The organism is Rhodococcus sp. EPR-134, assembly GCF_001647205.1.
GTDB lineage: Bacteria > Actinomycetota > Actinomycetes > Mycobacteriales > Mycobacteriaceae > Rhodococcus_F > Rhodococcus_F qingshengii.
The window spans coordinates 14,113-30,168 of record NZ_LVCT01000042.1; the positions used below are offsets into that span (position 1 = coordinate 14,113).

The following is a 16,056-nucleotide window of genomic DNA, read 5'->3' on the forward strand; positions in this document are numbered from 1 at the left end:
GCGAATGAACAAGGCACACAGGGGATTGCATCCTCGCGTCAAGGTGGACGAATACACCTCGAAAGGGTGGTGGTCCGACGAGACGATCGATCAGGTGTTCCGGGCGCAGGTGCGGGTACGCGGTGACGAACTTGCCGTGGTTGATCCGGCGAACCGGAGCGAGTTGTCCGGCGGAGATCCGCGACGCCTCAGTTGGAACCAACTGGAGAGCGAAGTCATCGCGCTCGCTGCCGGCTTCTCCGAGGTGGGTTTGGGCCGGGGAGATGTTCTGGGCGTGCAGATGCCCAATACCGTCGAATTGGTCGAGGTCTACCTTGCAGCGTGGTCTCTGGGGATCGTGGTCTCGCCGTTGCCCATGCAGTACCGCGAACGTGAAGTGGAAGGAATGGCAAACCAGGCGGCGTTTGCAGCATTTGTCACCGTACCCAGTTTTGGTGACAGACTCCCTGCTACGGAGATCGCTGCAATCAGATCCCGGATTCCTTCTCTGAGATCGGTGTTCGCCTACGCTCCCGAATCAGAGCTTCCGGCTGAGCTTCCTACCGGCGTCGTGGGGCTGAGTCCTCGGGCGGCCACCGAAACACAGCGCAGTGAATTGGATGTACGAATCACCGAAGATCCCAACGACCCCAACGATGCGATGACGATCTGTTGGACCTCCGGGACCGAAAGCGAACCGAAGGGGGTCCCACGTTCGCACTACGAGTGGCTGGCCATCTGCTGGGCCACGATCGACGCTCCCGACATCGTCGTCGGCGACGTCTTGTTGAACCCGTTCCCGATGGTCAACATGGCCGGAATCAACGGAATGTTCCTGCCGTGGATCCGCACGGGATGTGTACTGGTACAGCACCACCCGTTCGATCTTCGAGTATTCCTCGGGCAGATCGAGGCCGAGCGCGTGACGTACACGGTAGCGCCGCCTGCGCTGTTGTGGATGCTGCTCGCCGACGAGTCGATGCTCGCGGCGGTCGACCTGTCGAGCTTGACTCGGATCGGTTCGGGTTCGGTGCCACTGCAACCTCCGATGGTCCGGGGATGGCAGGAGCGATACGGAATCGGAGTCATCAACTTCTTCGGATCCAACGAAGGCATCAGTCTGCTCTCCTCGCCTGCGGACATGCCGGATCCGGACGACCGCGCACGGTACTTCCCCCGCTTCGGTGTCGAGAACTTTCGCTGGAGCACCAGAATCTCCGACTGGATGGACGTGCGCTTGGTCGACGTGGTCACCGGCGAGGACATCACCGAAGTCGGGCACCCGGGTGAGTTGCGAATCAGCGGACCGACGGTCTTTGCCGGCTATCTCGGCGATCGGCCGTCTCCGTTCGACGAGCGCGGATTCCTCTGCACCGGAGACATCTTCGAGATTGCCGGTGATCACGGACAATTCCTACGCTACCTGGATCGAGGCAAGGACCTGGTGATCCGCGGTGGAATGAACATCGCCCCAGCCGAACTGGAGGGATTGATCGCCGAGCATCCGGCCGTTGCGGATGTGGCCGTCATCGGCGACCCCGACGAAGTACTCGGTGAGCGCGTCGCAGCAGTGGTGACACTTCGACCCGAGACGGAACTCGAACTCGATGCTCTGGTTGCGTTCCTGAAGGACAAGCGCATCGCGTCGTACAAACTTCCCGAGCGGCTGGAGATTCGGAAAGAACTGCCGCGCAATTCGACCGGAAAGATCCTCAAGCGTGAGCTTCGACAGAAGAGTGTGGCATGAGTGTGATGAACGACAGTGACAAGCTTGCGTTGGCGCGTGAGATGTTCCAGGCGTGGGACGTCATGGACTGGACACGCGTCGTCGACTTGTTCGCCGAGGACGGTGTGCTCCACAGCGTCATGCAGGAACCTCTTGTCGGCAAGGAGGCCGTTGCGGGCCGAATTGCGTTACTGGCAAGCAAGTGTGAACGGATCACACTGAAGATCGAGTCTCTCGGCGTGATCGACGGAAGGGTATTTGTGCAGCGAGTGGACGACTTCCACTTCGACGGTACCCATGGCGTCGTTCCTGTTGTCGGAATCCTCAGCATGGCAGACGGACGGATCACCGAGTGGCTCGAGTACTACGACCGTCCGACACTGTTGGAGGGAATGGGTCTTGTCTCCGATTTCGAATAGCGGGATTTCGAATAGCCGACTGCCGACCATCGACATCTCCCTGGGGTTGTGGCAGGACCGTCCGCCGCAGGAGGTGACCGCTACTGCACGCCTCGCCGACAGACTCGGGTTCGGCCGAGTGTGGGTGGGGGAGATGGCGACGTACGACGCCTTTGCTCTGGCGACGTCAGTCGGCACCGGATTCGAGCACTCCGAACTAGTGGTCGGCCCGCTCGCGGTGACGGTTCGTGATCCGGCGATGATCGCGATCGGGGCGGCGTCGGTATCCGACCTGACCGGGCGTGACGTATCGATCGCGTTGGGTACTTCCAGCACTGTCGTGGTCGAGAAATGGCATGGGCGAAGCAGATCCGGGGCGGCACGTGCACTTGCGGAGTCCTCCCGCGGTGTGCGAGCGCTGATGAACGGTGAGCGGGGCGAAGTCGCCGGAACGGTGATGCGGACCAGCGGATATCGGCTGCGACTTCAGCCGCCAGGTGGGCGGCTGATCGTTGCGGCATTCGGAGACAAGGCTCTTCGGGCCGCCGTGGAGTTGGGTGACGAACTGGTGCTCAATCTGGTGAGTGCGGAGCAGGCCGGTCGTCTGATCACACGGTGCAAGGAGATCGCGGCTGAGACGGAAACGGTGATGCCCCAGGTGTCGGTGTGGGCGCCGGCGGCCGTGGCAACCGAAGGCCCAACTGAGATGTCGATCGATCAACTCAGACGTGGACTCGTGCCGTATCTCGCTGCCCCCGGATACTCGGACATGTTCGTCCGCGCAGGCTTCGCGGACGTGATCGAGGCAGCCAGGGCCGGGGCCGCGCCGCGCGAGCTCTTGAGCCAGGTCTCGGACGCGATGGTGGCAACGGTGGGAATCGTCGGGACTCCGGCCGATGCTCGCGCGCAACTCGAGGCGTACCGAGCGGCGGGTGTGGACACCGTCGTGGCCGTACCGTCATCCACTGATTCGGACCCGGCCGGGCAAGAGACCATGGAACTTCTTGCCGAGATGGCATGACGAATCCCCGGGGAACTTACTCTCAGGTAAGTTCGTCGGGGGTATGTCGAATCGGAGGAGTTGCCGTGAGTGATCGCGTTCGTGTCGAGGTAGTGCAGTCGGTGGCGTACGTGACGCTGAACCGACCGGAGAAACTCAACGGTCTCGATCTGGACATGCTCGACGCGCTGGTGAATGCCGCTCGAACGATCGAAACCGATCGTTCGATTCGGGGCGTGGTTCTGCAAGGCGCGGGTGACGCATTCTCTGCCGGGTTGGACTTCGCTTCTGCGGGCAAGCAGCCGAGGCGGATGGCAAAGGCCTTCGCGAAGTTTCCCGGTCAGAAGACCAACCTCTTCCAACGCGCGTGCTGGGTGTGGCGCGAATTGCCCGTGCCGGTCATCGCGGTCGTTCACGGGCACTGCTTCGGTGGGGGACTGCAATTGGCGCTCGCCGCAGACTTTCGATTCACCACCCCCGATTGCACGTTCTCGGTGATGGAGGCGAAGTGGGGATTGATCCCCGACATGACCGGAACGGTCACGATGCGCGAACTCGCGGCAATGGACGTCGTGAAACGCCTCGCCATGACTGCTGAACTGTTCGACGGAAATCAGGCTCTCGAGTGGGGGTTCGTGAGCGGAGTCAGCGACAATCCGATCAAGCCGGCACAGGAACTGCTGTCACAGATCGCGGTTCGCTCGCCGGACGCCGTCGCAGCGACGAAGACGTTGCTGCACAAGACCTGGAACCGCTCGCCTCGCGGCGCGTTCTGGATCGAATCGCGGATCCAACTGGCGCTGATGCGAGGCAAGAACCACAAGATCGTACGCACCGCCAATGCCGCGAAGAAGTTGCCGGAGTTCGCCATTCGAAAGTTCGGCTGACAAACTCCGGCATCGCGACGCCGTTGGGCGTCCACATTCAGGTCGATCACACCATCAGGTCTCGTCCTGATCGATCCTTGATGAGCATCGTGGCGACGAACGAGACCGCGGCCAGCAGGGCGAGGTAGATCGAGATGGCAAGGGTGCCACCGGTCTTGCCGAGGAGCCACTGTGCGACGGTGGGAGCAAAGGCGCCGCCGAAGATGGTGCCTACCGCGTAGGAGATCGACGCACCGCTGTAACGGATCGAAGCCGGGAACAGTTCGGCGAACAACGCGGGTTGAGGTCCGTACGACAGCCCGAGTCCGACCGAGAACAGGATCATCGCCACGTAGATCCAGCCGAGATCCCCGGTGTCGATGAGGAGGAAGAACGGCACCGCGAAGAGGACCATTGCGAGGTTGCCCACGTTCATCACCGTGGTGCGGCCGCGTCGATCCGACCAGTAGGCGCCGATCATGGTGAAAACGCCCCACGTGACGGCACTTGCGAGCGTGGCAATCAGTAGTTCGGTCTTACCCAGGCCATAGGTCTTGGTTGCGTACGCGACGATGAATCCGCCGATCACCATGTAGCCGTTGCCGTTTGTGCCGATGAAGGACAGCGCCGCGAGTACGACCTGCTTCGGGTGTTTCTTGAACAGAGTTCGGATAGGCGTGTTGCTCTCGGTGCGGCGTTCCTTGAGTTCGGCGAATACGGGTGACTCGCTGACCTTGCTTCGAATGTAGAAGCCGACGCCGATCAACACTACGCTGAGCAGGAACGGCACTCGCCATCCCCAGGTGGTGAACTGTTCGTCCGTGAGGGTGAATGTGCACAGTGCCAAAACGCCGGTGGCGAGCAACATTCCGAGCGGTACTCCCATCTGTACGAACGCTCCGAAGAACCCTCGACGCTTGGTGGGTGCGTGTTCGACGGCAAGAAGAGCGGCCCCGCCCCATTCGCCGCCCGTCGAGAATCCTTGGACGACGCGAAGCAGGATCAACAGGATCGGTGCCCAGATTCCGATCGAGGCATACGTCGGCAGCACGCCGATGAGAACCGTCGCGGCACCCATCATCGCCAACGTCGCGACCAGGACACGTTTGCGGCCGAGCCTGTCGCCGAGATAGCCGGCCACGATGGCACCGAGAGGACGGAAGACAAAGCTGATGCCGACCGTGACGTAGGAGACGATCTGGCCGGCCGAGCCCATCGGCTTGAAGAACAGGTCGGCAAAGATCAGGGCTGCGGCTTGGGCGTAGATGAAGAAGTCGTACCACTCGACGGTGGTGCCGACCATCGACGCCATCGCGGCGCGGTCGTATTCCTTCGCGGCGGGCTTGGTGCCAGTTCTGGTTGTGGTCATCGAGCTACTTTCTGCCAGTCACGTGGTTCACCGACACGGTGAAACTGCGAAGTCGGAACAGGGGAGAAACGCTGTTCGATCTGCGACGTTGCCGGTGTGCTCGGTGCATGCTTTTGGCTGACTCGGAGCGTTCCTGCGCGATCTCATCGTCGATATCGGCAACCGAATGATCGGTAGGTAATGAATTATGCAGAAGTGTGAGCGTCAACACAAGCGATGCCGGAAAAGTCTGATTGTTTGATGCGGAGCGTGCGAGAAGTCAGCGACTCACGTGTGGAGTGACGCCGCGATCCGCAGATCGATTTCCCTGGCGCTGAGCAGATGGTCGAGGACGAGAACCGCACAACCGAGGATGCCGGATTGGGCGCCGTGGCTGACCGAAGCGATCTGAAGCTTTCGGGTGGCAAGCGCCGTTGCGTTGCCGTAGACGGACTCCCGAAGCCCGGCGAGGAAGAGTTCGTCCGCCTCGGCCATGTCGCCGCCGATGATCAGGACCTCGGGATTGAGGAGATTGACCGCGCCGGAAATGACGTCGCCGATCAGTCGGCCGCTGCTTCTGATGAGCCGGCGGGCTTCGCTGTCGCCGTCCAGGGCGAGGCGGACGACATCACGCACGTGACCGACGCTTCGGCCCTGATCTCGGAGGGCGTGCACGAGAGCCCAACCGCTGGCGACAGTTTCGACGCAGCCGACGTCGCCGCAGCGACACTTCATGCCCCGCGCTGCAGCGGTTTTGGTATGCCCGATCTCGCCGGACGCTCCGAGTGAACCGCGTTGGAGGACTCCGCCCATGACGATTCCTGCGCCGAGGCCGGTTGACGCCTTGATCATCAGGAGGTTGGGCGCACTCTCGCGTCGCTCGCTCAATTCGGCCAGAGCCATCACGTTGGCATCGTTGTCCGCGAACAGCGGAGCCGTGGTCACCGATGCCAGATAGGGGGCAAGCGCGACTCCGTCCCACCCCGCCATCATCGGAGAGTCGAGGCTTGCTCCCGCGGCGACGTCGACCGTTCCGGGAATGCTCAGTCCGATTCCGATGACCTCGGTAGACGCGCGGTGGACCTGGGCCAGTAGTGACGAAAGATGCTCGGCAATTTCGGGCATCAGTTCGTCGGGGCCGACCCCGACCGACTTGTCGATGTCTTCTGCCGCGAGGATCGTGCCCGCCAGGTCGGTGACGGCAAGTTGTGCCCGCGATCGACCGATTGCCACGACGAGAACCACGCCGGACGAGTTCGCGAAGGTGAGAGTGGACGGCGGCCGGCCGCCCGTCGACGGGCCCTCGTCGTCATCGGCGATCAAACCAAGCGATTGAAGTGCTGCAACCCTGGCCGATACCGCCGTCCTGGACAGGCCGGTGAGCTTCCCGATCTCGCTGCGCGTGGTCGCGGAACCGCTGCGTATCAGCGTGAATACCTCTCCCGCGGTAGCCGGAGTCGTGGACGGTCGGGTCATTGTCCTATTCAAGCATTCCTCGTCGGTAACTTCAGCGTGCGAAAGTTCGCATACTTTGTCCACAAAAAGACGTAAGTAGGTCTTGTGAAAAAGCAGAAGTAGGCATAGTCTGTGTCTTGACTCACTGCCACGGGCGTCCGAGGAGACGAGTCGCAGTTTCTGTGAAGCAGGGCGCACAAACAGGGGAGAACCTGATGAGCCGCACCGATACACAAGAGATCGTCGAGTTCGCACGTAAGTGGCAGCAGTTCGACGGTGGACCTGACGAAGAGATCTTTGTAACCTTCGGCCTCGCCCCGGACGAGTATTTCCGCAGGCTGCAGGCAATTCTCGACGACGGCGTCGTAGCGCTGACTCCGCCGGTCACCGGCGAACTCGCAACGGTCTGTGCACATCGACTCGGCCAATCGGTCAGGCGTCGATAAGTCCGACCCGGCGTCAGCCCAGAGTCACCCGAATCCGTGTCACCCGAGTAAGGAATTGAGGTCGCCATCATGCACAAGCACCTTCCGATGCCGTACCCGACCGCCGAAGTGTGGGACTGGCAGCTGCAGGGAGCGTGCCGCGGGCACGATTCCGCGGTGTACTTCCATCCGGACGGCGAGCGTGGACACGCCCGCGAGAACCGTGAACGCAACGCCAAGAAGGTCTGCGCGACGTGCCCTGTACTCCAGCAGTGCCGCGAACACGCACTCTCCGTCCACGAGCCGTACGGCATCTGGGGTGGAATGACGGAGACCGAGCGCGCAGAATATGTGCGATCGCTGCGTAAGCGCAGCAACCGGATGCCCGCGGTCGCCAACGCGAGCTGACGGTCCTTCGGAAAGGACGCCAGTGTGGCCCTCGTAGCCGGTATCGATTCGTCTACCCAGTCGTGCAAAGTCATTGTCCGTGATGCCGATTCGGGAGAGCTGGTACGAGAAGGGCGGGCGGCGCATCCCGTCGGTACCGAGATAGATCCGGCATGCTGGCTCGAGGCGATGGACAGTGCAATCGCCGCAGCGGGTGGGCTCGGCGACGTCGCAGCCGTATCGGTCGGAGCTCAACAGCACGGCATGGTGTGTCTGGACAGTGGCGGCGAGGTCGTCAGACCGGCGTTGCTGTGGAACGACACTCGCTCGGCGAAGGCTGCGACCGATCTGGTCGAAGAGCTCGGCGGACCCAAGGCGTGGGCCGACGCAGTTGGTGTAGTTCCGGTTGCCGCGGTCACGGCAAGCAAGCTTCGATGGCTCGCAGATCACGAACCCGGCAACGCCGATCGCACTGCCGCGGTGTGTCTTCCGCATGACTGGTTGTCCTGGAAGTTGGGTGGGTCCGGCTCAATCGAGGAGCTTGTTACCGACGCGGGCGACGCCAGTGGAACCGGCTATTATGCTGCCTCGACGCGCGAATATCGTAAAGATTTGCTGGCGTTGGCATTTCGCGGTCGAACCCCGCATGTTCCCCGAGTTGCATCGCCGAACGAAATGATCGGAAGTACACGTTCCGGAGGTATTGTCGGGCCTGGCACCGGTGACAATGCCGCAGCCGCACTGGGTTTGGGGGCAGTTCCCGGTGACGTGATCATCTCGATCGGAACATCCGGCGTCGTCTCGGCTGTATCGGCCACCCCCACGCATGATCCCGGCGGGAACGTGGCAGGATTCGCGGACGCAACCGGCCTGCACTTGCCGCTGGTGTGCACTCTCAACGGCGCGCGCATTCTTGATGCGACGGCGTCCATTCTCGGTGTCGATCACGCCGAACTGTCGCGGTTGGCGTCGACGGCGCCCCTCGGAAACGACGGGCTGGTCATGATTCCGTACTTCGAGGGTGAACGGACGCCCAACCGCCCTGACGCCACGGGGGCCATGCACGGATTCCGGCTGCAGAACTCGACGCCTGCGCACTTTGCACGAGCCGCAATCGAAGGGCTCCTGTGCGGCTTGGCCGACGGCGTCGACGACCTGGTTCGTCAAGGCGTCGAGGTGAAGCGAGTTCTCCTCGTGGGAGGCGGAGCGAAGTCGCGCGCTCTCTGTGAGATCGCGCCGGCAATTCTCGGAGTGCCGGTCGTGATTCCTGCTCCGGGTGAGTACGTCGCCGAAGGGGCATGCAGGCAAGCAGCATGGGCACTGTCCGGGGACACGCAGCCGCCGGTGTGGCCGAAACCGGAACAGCGACGATTCGACGCCGAACCAGCTCCCCACGTGCGCGAGCGCTACGCGTCGTTGCGCGAACTCACCGAAGGTGTCTGAGCGCTCCTTACAGAAGGCCGAATTTCCGCACTGCGTCGAGTAGCGCGTGCGGGCGTTCGGTCGTCGGCAGGGGATCGACGAGTGCGAACTGGCAACCGATGTCACGGGCAGCGCCGTCGGCGATGTCGCTGTCACCGACCATCAGAGTCTGCGCCGCATCCACATCGAGTTGCGCAAGGGCGTACTCGAAGATCGCCGGTTCGGGCTTGACTGCACCCACCTCGAACGAGAGAACGAACTCGTCGACCCAGACGTCCCAGCCGCGGTCGGCGAACGCCGGACGGATGTCGAAGGCGATGTTGCTCAAGACGGCAGTGCGTATGCCCTTCTCCGACAGTGACTTCAGGACCTCGCCGGTATCCGGGTAAGGCGACCACTGATCCGGATCGACCAGCAGGGCGTAGAAAGCTTCGGCCCGAACCGGATCGGGCACCCCGGACTTACTCAACACGTCGAGGTAAGACTGACGATGCAACTTCGGATCCCGGTCGCGGTTCTCCCACGCGTAGATCCCCGCTTCGTCCATCTCCACGGTTCTGCCCACCGGCGCGGTCATCCGACGCATCAGCTCGGCTTGAGCGTGCACGTCGAGCGGATCGCCTTGATGATCGACGAGGTGCTCGGTCCAATCGTCGCTCTCCTCCAAACGGAAGAGGGTTCCGGAGAAATCGAACAGCGTCGCGGCGATATGTCCGTCTTGATGGGCCGTGCTGTCAGTGTTCACCTCGACAGGTTATCGGCGTCCGCTTTCCGATGCGTGATGTGAGCCAGTGCACGCGTACTTTGAGAGAGCACATTTTCCGAGGTTCCCCCGACGGGCACGATTTCGATGCCCCGGATGAACCGTATGACGAGGGGGATCCTCCGTGTCCGACCACGCGAATACACCAGACCTGACGAAGCCGTCCGGCGAAGACCCCCACCTCTCACGTCAGCTGTCCAACCGGCATATCCAGCTGATCGCCATCGGTGGTGCCATCGGCACCGGACTGTTCATGGGATCGGGCAAGACGATCTCGCTCGCCGGGCCCTCCGTGATCTTCGTGTACATGATCATCGGATTCATGCTCTTCTTCGTCATGCGGGCGATGGGGGAGCTGCTGCTCTCGAACATGGCGTACAAGTCGTTCTCCGACTTCGCCGCGGATCTGCTGGGCCCCTGGGCGGGATTCTTCACCGGCTGGACCTACTGGTTCTGCTGGATCGTCACCGGCATCGCGGACGTCATCGCGATTTCCGGGTACTTCAAGTACTGGTGGCCAGGGCTCGCGGCGTGGATTCCTGCTTTGCTGACGATCGCGGCGCTGTTGCTCCTCAATCTCCCGACCGTTCGCGCCTTCGGTGAAACCGAGTTCTGGTTCGCGCTGATCAAGATCATCGCCATCGTCAGCCTGATCGTCGTCGGCATCGTCATGGTCGTCTCCGGGTTCACGGCGCCGAACGGTGCCACCTCCGGTATCGACAACCTCTGGAACGACGGCGGGATGTTCCCGACCGGATTCATGGGCTTCGTCGCCGGCTTCCAGATCGCCGTGTTCGCCTTCGTGGGTATCGAGCTCGTCGGTACGACGGCAGCCGAGGCGAAGGACCCGGAGAAGAACCTGCCGAAGGCCATCAACTCCATCCCCATTCGTGTCCTGCTGTTCTACGTCGTTGCACTGACCGTGATCATCGCGGTGACTCCGTGGCGTGAAATCAGCGCAGACAAGAGTCCGTTCGTCGCCATGTTCACACTCGCCGGCCTCGGCATCGCTGCTTCTGTCATCAACTTCGTCGTGCTGACCTCCGCTGCATCTTCGGCCAACTCGGGTATCTACTCCACCTCGCGCATGGTGTTCGGCCTTGCGCAGGAAGGCGACGCACCGAGGGCCCTCGGCAAGCTGAACTCACGCAAGGTCCCCGCGAACGCCCTGATGTTCTCGTGCATCTTCCTGCTGGCGTCGTTGATCCTGCTGTTCTCGGGCGATTCCGTGATCGAGGCCTTCACCGTCGTCACGACCATTTCGGCGCTGCTGTTCATGTTCGTGTGGACGATCATCCTGGCGAGCTACATGGTGTACCGGAAGCGTCGTCCGCACCTGCACGAGGCGTCGAAGTTCAAGATGCCCGGCGGCATCGTGATGTGCTGGGTCGTGCTCGCGTTCTTCGTCTTCATTCTCTGGGCACTGACAACCAAGGACGACACCCTGCAGGCACTTCTCGTCACGCCGATCTGGTTCGTGGTTCTGGGCATCGCGTGGGCGATCATCCGGCGTCGACCCGCTCACCGGGCACGATACGACGCATTCAAGTCAGAACTGGACGCCAGCCGACAGAACGGCGAGAAATAGTTTTGGTCAAGATCGGGTAACGGTGGCGGCCGCCTTGATCAAACTGTTACATTCTTCGGCAGACAGAGGAGCGGGCTTCATCAGAAGGACGCTGCACGCCGACGACTGACGGAGTACACACTGTGGGAAACCACCACCGCACGGGCAATGACGATGTTGTCTTCGAGATCGATCCCGAGGCAGCAAGCGGCCGCCACCGCACCCCGTCGGCTGGCCCTGGTGCCGGTGTCAAGGCAGGTGTCGTAGCTGCGGCTACCGGTGCGCTCCTCGTCGGTGCAGGCCAGATGGGCGCAGGAACCGCTGCTGCGGCGCCGGCAACACAGACCATCGCCGGAATCGAAATCCCGCAGGGTCTGCTCCCCGAGGGCGTTGTCGTTCCGGCTGAATTGGCGGCACTTCCGGCTCTCGACATCCCCGAGCTTCCCGATTTTGCTGCCGACCTCAACACGCAGGCACAGCAGTTCCTCGCTGGGATCAACCCCGGCACCTCAGCTCGTACCGTGCAGCCGGTGTCCGGAACGCTGACCTCCACCTTCGGTTCGCGCTGGGGAGCACACCACGGCGGCCTCGACATCGCGGCTCCGATCGGTACGCCGATTCTGGCTGCAGCCGACGGCCAGGTCATCGACGCCGGCCCGGCGTCAGGTTTCGGCCTCTGGGTCCGCGTCCAGCACGACGACGGCACGGTCACCACGTACGGCCACGTCAACGACTACCAGGTCAACGTCGGCCAGCGCGTCAACGCCGGCCAGCAGATCGCCACCGTGGGTAACCGTGGCCAGTCCACCGGCCCGCACCTGCACTTCGAGGTTGCCGAGAACGGCGCAAAGGTCGATCCCGCAGCGTGGCTGCAGGCTCGCGGCGTAGCTGTCACCTGGGTCGACAACTCGTAGAAGAAACTTTCGGAGAACTGCGGTGGCGTCGGGAAATTCTTCCCGGTGCCACCGCAGTTCTCGTTTGTCGGTGACACCTGACGGATAGCCTTCAGTGACGTTGATCGTCGAAGGGGGAATGCGCAATGGGTGCAGAGGTCACGGCGCGAGAATTCACCAGAGCCGACCGTAGGCTCTTTCGTAAGAAGGTGCGCTCGTGCGTCGACGCCATGAAGCAGATGCTCGACGGTGGTGACTTCCGAGACGCCGTCGACAAGCCCGCTCCGCTGTTGGGCATGGAGATCGAGTTCAACCTCGTGACCGGCGACATGACGCCCGCGATGTCCAACCGTGAAGTGCTCGAATCCATCGACGACTCTGCGGTTTTCCAAACCGAGCTCGGACAGTTCAACGTCGAGATGAACGTCGAGCCCGGCCCACTCACCGGTGATGCGACTTTCGAATTGGAGAAGAAACTGCGGGCGTCCCTCGACGTCGCAGACGCGCGAATCCACGCGCACGACGCCGAGATGGTGATGATCGGGATGCTGCCGACCCTGCAGCTCGAGCATCTCGATCGTGAGTGGATCACCGCCAACCCGCGCTACGAATTGCTCAACGAGCAAATTTTTGCCGCGCGAGGAGAGGACATCGAACTCGACGTCGAAGGTGTCGCGCTACCCGGTGGCGACGTGGAAATCCTTCGGGCCGACACCAATTCGGTGGTGCCGGAGGCGGCTTGTACGTCCATGCAGTTGCACCTGCGCGTCGCGCCGGAAGAATTCGCAGCGCACTGGAATGCCGCGCAGTGTCTGGCCGGAGTACAGGTGGCGCTTGCGGCCAATTCTCCTTTCCTGGCAGGGAAGGCGCTTTGGCACGAATCACGCATTCCGATCTTCGAACAGGCAACGGACACCCGAACTTTCGAGCTCAAGAACCAAGGTGTGCGCCCGCGAGTGTGGTTCGGTGAGCGGTGGATCCATTCGGTTCTCGACCTGTTCGAGGAGAATTCACGGTACTTCCCGGCGCTGCTCCCTGATGTCTCGGACACCGATCCGCTGGAAGTGCTCGCGGCGGGCGGGGTTCCGGAGTTGAGCGAGCTTCAGATGCACAACGGCACGGTCTATCGCTGGAATCGGCCTGTCTACGACTGCTCGGATGGCAAGCCACACTTGCGTATCGAGAATCGGGTGCTGCCGGCCGGGCCGACCGTCGTCGACATCATGGCCAATGCGGCCTTCTACTACGGAACCGTTCGCGCATTGGTGAACGCGGAGCGGCCACTGTGGTCGCACATGTCGTTCCATGCGGCAGAAGAGAACCTGCACATCGGCGCCAAGTACGGACTCGACGCCACCCTGTACTGGCCGGAGATCGGTTGGGTCGGTGCCGACGAGTTGGTCCTGCGAAGGCTGCTGCCGTTGGCGGACGAGGGTTTGGCCGACTTCGGATTGTCCGCCGCGGCCCGCGATCGGTACCTCGGCGTGATCGAAGGGCGGTGCATGAATCGGCAGACCGGTGCCGCCTGGCAACGCGAGCACGTGGCGCACGCGGAGGCCTCGGGCGCGGACCGCTCGACTGCGCTCACCGGAATGCTCCGCGGTTACGTGGAGAACATGCGGACGGGAGATCCTGTTCACACCTGGTCCTGATTGCTCTGCTAATTCTCCTATCCGTCAACAGTTTCGGGGACCTAAGTCCCCGAAATGAAGAGGGGGCGACCCCAAAAAAGCCGGACAAGTGGGATGGTTAGAGTGAAAGTGGCTCGGTTACTTCTTCAGGAAGGTGGGCACATGAGTTCACGCGAACATAACAGTGTTGTTGTCGGAGTCGAGGGTTCGGACACTGCGTCCACAGCGCTCCGCGAGGCCGCGAAAATCGCCGCCCAGCGCGAATTGCGACTCGACATCATCCACGCCCTCGACTTCGCGCCTTACGGTTTCGGCGGACCGTACGTCGACGCGGGTGGGGTGTACGAATGGGTCGAAGAGGCCGGAAAAGCGATCTTGGCGGAGGCGGAACAGTTCGCCCGTGAGATCGATCCGAAACTCGAAGTTCACACCGAAATCGCCATCGGCAGCGCAACTCAGTGGCTGATCGAGAGTTCGGCACAAGCCAGGCGGGTAGTCGTCGGAGCGTCGGCGTCAGGCAAGGCGGCGACAGCAGTCCTCGGCAATACCGCGGTCGGTGTGGCCAGTCACGGCAAGTGTCCGGTCATCGTCGTTCGGGACCGCGATGGTGCGGTGCCCTCGGAAGGACCCGTAGTGGTCGGCGTCGACGGCAGCGCGTTGAGCGCCCAGGCCGTCGGTGCGGCTTTCGAGGAAGCGTCGTTCCGCGGAGTCGAGTTGGTGGCGTTGCACGTGTGGAGTGACCTCGGCAGTGCGGCATTCGAAGACCCGAGGGCCGCTGCGCTTGCCCCGCAGTCTCTCGAAGAGGACGAGCACGCGGTACTCAGCGAGAGCTTGGCCGGATGGTCCGAGCAATACCCGGACGTGAAGGTCCGGCGCGAGGTATACCTCGACAACCCACGCGGACGGCTGTTGGACTGGTCGGCAAAAGCGCAGCTCGTCGTAGTCGGAAGCCGTGGTCGCGGTGGATTCCGCGGCATGTTGCTCGGCTCGACCAGCAACACCCTGATCGCTTCGGCCAAGTGCCCCGTCATGGTGGTTCGCCCCGAAGAATCCTGACCCTCGACAAGCTCTCCCACTACCCCGTTCATTTCGGTCATCGAATATGAACGGGGTAGTCACATGAATGCGGACTCAGGTTCCGTAGTGTTCGATGTGAGTAAGTGTTCGATGGGAGTACCACTGCTCGTGTGCGCGTCGCACACGGCAGCAATCGTCAGGATTGGGGTTACAACGTGCGTATCGGTATGGGTTTGAACTACAGCGGCGGGTTCGCCGAAACCGTCGAAGAGGTCGGTGACCTGGAGAAGGCGGGCCTCGACATCGCCTTCGTCCCGGAGGCGTATTCCTTCGACGCCGTCAGCCAGCTCGGTTACCTGGCGGCCAAGACGTCGACCATCGAACTCGCTTCGGGAATCTTTCAGATCTGCACCCGTACCCCTTCGTTGACCGCCATGACGGCGGCGGGCCTGGACTTCGTCTCCAACGGTCGCTTCGTGATGGGACTGGGCGCTTCCGGACCGCAGGTGATCGAGGGGTTCCACGGCGTCAAGTACGACGCTCCGCTGGGGCGCACACGTGAGGTCGTCGAGATCTGCCGTCAGGTATGGCGCCGCGAGAAGGTCGAGTACCAGGGCAAGTACTACCAGGTTCCCCTCCCCGCCGAGAAGGGCACCGGACTCGGAAAGCCGCTCAAGCTGATCAATCATCCTGTGCGTGAGCGCATCCCGATCCTGATCGCTTCGCTCGGACCCAAGAACGTCGAGCTGACGGCGGAAATCGCCGAAGGCTGGGAACCTATCTTCTTCCATCCGGAGAAGGCAGCAAGCGTGTGGGGTGAGCCGATCGCCAAGGGCAAGGCCAAGCGCGATCCGAGCCTCGGTGAGCTTCAGGTGTACGCGTCGCCGGCACTGGCCATCGGTGACGACGTCGACCACATGCTCGACTGGGTACGCCCGAGCCTTGCGCTCTACATCGGTGGCATGGGCGCCAAGGGCAAGAACTTCTACAACGATCTCGCGGTGCGCTACGGCTACGAAGAGGCCGCCGAGAAGATCCAGGATCTCTACCTCGCGGGCAAGAAGGACGAAGCCGCAGCAGCAGTGCCGGACGAACTGGTTCGCGCAGTGTCGTTGATCGGTCCCGAGAGCTACGTCAAGGAACGCGTCGCAGCCTTCGCCGAAGCCGGTGTCACGACGC

At 62.4% G+C, this 16,056-nt stretch carries 15 protein-coding genes; 12 read left to right on the forward strand and 3 right to left on the reverse strand.

Translation table 11 applies throughout. The features are described from left to right. The first annotated feature begins 4 nt into the window (after positions 1–4). The 4 genes from A2J01_RS02000 (at position 5) to A2J01_RS02015 (ending at position 3,990) form a co-directional block, all read left to right on the forward strand. On the forward strand, positions 5–1,726 hold the full coding sequence (locus A2J01_RS02000; protein ID WP_042921362.1) for a class I adenylate-forming enzyme family protein: 1,722 nt from the start codon (positions 5–7) through the stop codon (positions 1,724–1,726). Further along, the gene (locus A2J01_RS02005) at positions 1,723–2,124 is read left to right on the forward strand and encodes a nuclear transport factor 2 family protein (RefSeq protein ID WP_021345212.1); all 402 of its coding nucleotides are present in this window, start codon (positions 1,723–1,725) and stop codon (positions 2,122–2,124) included. The genes A2J01_RS02000 and A2J01_RS02005 overlap by 4 nt, the downstream gene beginning before the upstream one ends. A gap of 46 nt (positions 2,125–2,170) precedes the next feature. Then, positions 2,171–3,124 carry an LLM class F420-dependent oxidoreductase gene (locus tag A2J01_RS02010; protein WP_269455269.1) on the forward strand — a complete coding sequence of 318 codons (954 nt, stop codon included), beginning with the start codon at positions 2,171–2,173 and terminating at the stop codon, positions 3,122–3,124. 65 nt (positions 3,125–3,189) lie between these two features. After that, positions 3,190–3,990, forward strand: a complete 801-nt coding sequence (locus A2J01_RS02015) for a crotonase/enoyl-CoA hydratase family protein (RefSeq protein ID WP_042921358.1) — start codon at positions 3,190–3,192, stop codon at positions 3,988–3,990. Positions 3,991–4,036: 46 nt separating this feature from the next. Here A2J01_RS02015 and A2J01_RS02020 read toward each other — a convergent pair whose 3' ends face one another. After that, a complete protein-coding gene (locus A2J01_RS02020) occupies positions 4,037–5,338 on the reverse strand; it encodes an MFS transporter (protein WP_064111730.1) in 1,302 nt (433 codons plus the stop codon). A gap of 267 nt (positions 5,339–5,605) precedes the next feature. Next, on the reverse strand, positions 5,606–6,793 hold the full coding sequence (locus A2J01_RS02025; RefSeq protein ID WP_003946405.1) for an ROK family transcriptional regulator: 1,188 nt from the start codon (positions 6,791–6,793) through the stop codon (positions 5,606–5,608). Positions 6,794–6,987: 194 nt separating this feature from the next. On the opposite strand from A2J01_RS02025, the gene A2J01_RS02030 reads away from it, so the two are divergent. From A2J01_RS02030 to xylB, 3 genes are all read left to right on the forward strand, one after another. Then, on the forward strand, positions 6,988–7,218 hold the full coding sequence (locus A2J01_RS02030; protein ID WP_030534904.1) for a DUF3263 domain-containing protein: 231 nt from the start codon (positions 6,988–6,990) through the stop codon (positions 7,216–7,218). Positions 7,219–7,287: 69 nt separating this feature from the next. Beyond that, entirely contained in the window at positions 7,288–7,605 is a 318-nt protein-coding gene (locus A2J01_RS02035; protein WP_003946343.1) for a WhiB family transcriptional regulator, read from the forward strand. Positions 7,606–7,629: 24 nt separating this feature from the next. Beyond that, on the forward strand, positions 7,630–9,027 hold the full coding sequence (gene xylB, locus A2J01_RS02040) for a xylulokinase (RefSeq protein ID WP_064111732.1): 1,398 nt from the start codon (positions 7,630–7,632) through the stop codon (positions 9,025–9,027). Between the two features lie 7 nt (positions 9,028–9,034). Here the strand turns inward: xylB and A2J01_RS02045 are convergent, their stop codons facing one another. After that, positions 9,035–9,751: an HAD family hydrolase gene (locus tag A2J01_RS02045; protein ID WP_064111734.1), complete on the reverse strand. Its 717-nt coding sequence runs from the start codon at positions 9,749–9,751 to the stop codon at positions 9,035–9,037. A 142-nt stretch (positions 9,752–9,893) separates the two neighbouring features. Between A2J01_RS02045 and cycA the strand changes: the two genes are divergently transcribed. The 5 genes from cycA to A2J01_RS02070 form a co-directional block, all read left to right on the forward strand. Then, on the forward strand, positions 9,894–11,357 hold the full coding sequence (cycA, locus tag A2J01_RS02050) for a D-serine/D-alanine/glycine transporter (protein ID WP_030534902.1): 1,464 nt from the start codon (positions 9,894–9,896) through the stop codon (positions 11,355–11,357). 122 nt (positions 11,358–11,479) lie between these two features. Then, entirely contained in the window at positions 11,480–12,250 is a 771-nt protein-coding gene (locus tag A2J01_RS02055; RefSeq protein ID WP_003946431.1) for a M23 family metallopeptidase, read from the forward strand. A 125-nt stretch (positions 12,251–12,375) separates the two neighbouring features. After that, positions 12,376–13,881, forward strand: a complete 1,506-nt coding sequence (locus A2J01_RS02060; RefSeq protein ID WP_047272585.1) for a glutamate-cysteine ligase family protein — start codon at positions 12,376–12,378, stop codon at positions 13,879–13,881. Positions 13,882–14,022: 141 nt separating this feature from the next. Continuing rightward, positions 14,023–14,916, forward strand: a complete 894-nt coding sequence (locus tag A2J01_RS02065) for a universal stress protein (RefSeq protein ID WP_064111736.1) — start codon at positions 14,023–14,025, stop codon at positions 14,914–14,916. A 176-nt stretch (positions 14,917–15,092) separates the two neighbouring features. Then, the coding region (locus A2J01_RS02070; RefSeq protein ID WP_064111742.1) for an LLM class F420-dependent oxidoreductase at positions 15,093–16,056 on the forward strand (964 nt) is incomplete at its 3' end.

Excerpts from the sequence above, each read along its gene's own strand:
- A2J01_RS02030 (WP_030534904.1), top strand. The coding sequence starts at position 6,988 with ATGAGCCGCACCGATACACAAGAGATCGTCGAGTTCGCACGTAAGTGG.
- A2J01_RS02065 (WP_064111736.1), top strand. The coding sequence starts at position 14,023 with ATGAGTTCACGCGAACATAACAGTGTTGTTGTCGGAGTCGAGGGTTCG.
- A2J01_RS02005 (WP_021345212.1), top strand. The coding sequence starts at position 1,723 with ATGAGTGTGATGAACGACAGTGACAAGCTTGCGTTGGCGCGTGAGATG.
- A2J01_RS02000 (WP_042921362.1), top strand. The coding sequence starts at position 5 with ATGAACAAGGCACACAGGGGATTGCATCCTCGCGTCAAGGTGGACGAA.
- A2J01_RS02060 (WP_047272585.1), top strand. The coding sequence starts at position 12,376 with ATGGGTGCAGAGGTCACGGCGCGAGAATTCACCAGAGCCGACCGTAGG.
- A2J01_RS02035 (WP_003946343.1), top strand. The coding sequence starts at position 7,288 with ATGCACAAGCACCTTCCGATGCCGTACCCGACCGCCGAAGTGTGGGAC.
- A2J01_RS02025 (WP_003946405.1), bottom strand. The coding sequence starts at position 6,793 with ATGACCCGACCGTCCACGACTCCGGCTACCGCGGGAGAGGTATTCACG.
- A2J01_RS02020 (WP_064111730.1), bottom strand. The coding sequence starts at position 5,338 with ATGACCACAACCAGAACTGGCACCAAGCCCGCCGCGAAGGAATACGAC.